This window comes from Serratia sp. HMSC15F11 (assembly GCF_001808215.1).
In the GTDB taxonomy this organism is placed as follows: Bacteria; Pseudomonadota; Gammaproteobacteria; order Enterobacterales; family Enterobacteriaceae; genus Serratia; species Serratia nevei.
In genome coordinates, this window is the sequence record NZ_KV792488.1 from 1 (window position 1) to 1,378 (window position 1,378).

Sequence of the window (1,378 nt, forward strand, 5' to 3'; positions counted from 1 at the left end):
CCGATCTATTTGAACTGCCCTATGATGGTGAATTCGACATATGGGCAACTCAGTACTAATCTTATTTCCAAACATCAAATCTCAACTTTTTAATTATTTCTATTATTTCATCATTGAGTTTTTCTAAGGTTTTTTCGCGTTCTTTTAAATCCTCTATTACATTAACATCGAAAAGCATACTGTCATCACCAAATTTTGATTTGTTCTTTAAAACTTTATCTTCTTCGAAAGTTATTGAAATGTAATTATCCAAGTCGTGTAGTAGAATGCAAGCTGATTCAAAGAATTCTACTTTTTTAGTTTTTAGTTCATTATATAGACTCTGGTTATCGATATTCCAACCATAAATATGCAGCTTTGATTCGCTTTTATATAGTTCAGCAACTTCTCTCATATAAAAACTTGTATAAACAGTGTATGAGTTATTAATATATTCACGCACCTTCTCTTTATGCAATATACCTTTATCATTCAATAGCTCTTTACGCCATTTAATAAGATCATCTTTACTGTGATAAAGTCTTGACTCATTCGAAGCATATCCGATCCCCACTAGCATTATTTGAGTTGCAGGTGAGATGGAAAGTATATGTTCTTCGTGAAACTTTGCGATTAAAGGTAAAGATGACTCTTTCTTTTTAACGTCAAGCCATCCTTTCGCATTTACAGCAGCATAAACAGCAGCAACTGCCATAATAGCATTTGCAATGGCTGAGATTAAATTCGTTAAATCCATTTTCTTTTCCGAACTATAATAGATAGTACTGAATAAAAGTACAAGTAATGAGGTTAGCAGTGCTACAACTAGGCTGATTATTATTCTGTTAGTCCATTTCATCTAAATTAATTCCTATACTCTGGACACTGTGAGCGTCCAGAATATCTATTAGTCAAATTTGAATAGAGTACGAAGTTCAGCACTAGATAATGTTTGATGCCTATCTCGTATTGAATTTAGACTATTTTGAACTGATGGTTCTGTAAGGTTTTTAATTCCTGCAATAACACCCATATAGTCAGAAGCTTGATTGAGCATATCATCAATTAGCAATATTAACTTTTTTTCAGGAATTATATTATACCGAGGGCAAGCGTTCAATAACTCTTTAACTTTCAGCAAAGAAGTACCGAGATCATAGCACTGCTTAGTTGATTTACTTCTATCTGTAATCGTCATAACGTCGAAGTTTACAGTTTGAAGTTTATCAAAAGATTCATCAAGTAGGCTCATTATCTTTAATGCTTGGTCATAGCGAGCTTCATTGTGTTTTGACTCAAACCAGTTAGGGGCCTTACGGTATGCCATATAGGCAATGGCAGTAGTCCCAGCGGTTGAAAGGGCAACAATCCAATCAGTAATCATTTTCGTATCAAATCC

General features: G+C 33.7%; 1 protein-coding gene and 1 pseudogene. Both read right to left on the reverse strand.

The window, feature by feature from the left end; genetic code table 11:
- Positions 1-61: 61 nt before the first annotated feature.
- Entirely contained in the window at positions 62-736 is a 675-nt protein-coding gene (locus HMPREF3138_RS17895) for a hypothetical protein (protein ID WP_139145161.1), read from the reverse strand.
- Between the two features lie 150 nt (positions 737-886).
- A pseudogene (locus tag HMPREF3138_RS26440) lies at positions 887-1,378 on the reverse strand (hypothetical protein); the annotation flags it as partial.

Excerpts from the sequence above, each read along its gene's own strand:
- HMPREF3138_RS17895 (WP_139145161.1), bottom strand. The coding sequence starts at position 736 with ATGGATTTAACGAATTTAATCTCAGCCATTGCAAATGCTATTATGGCA.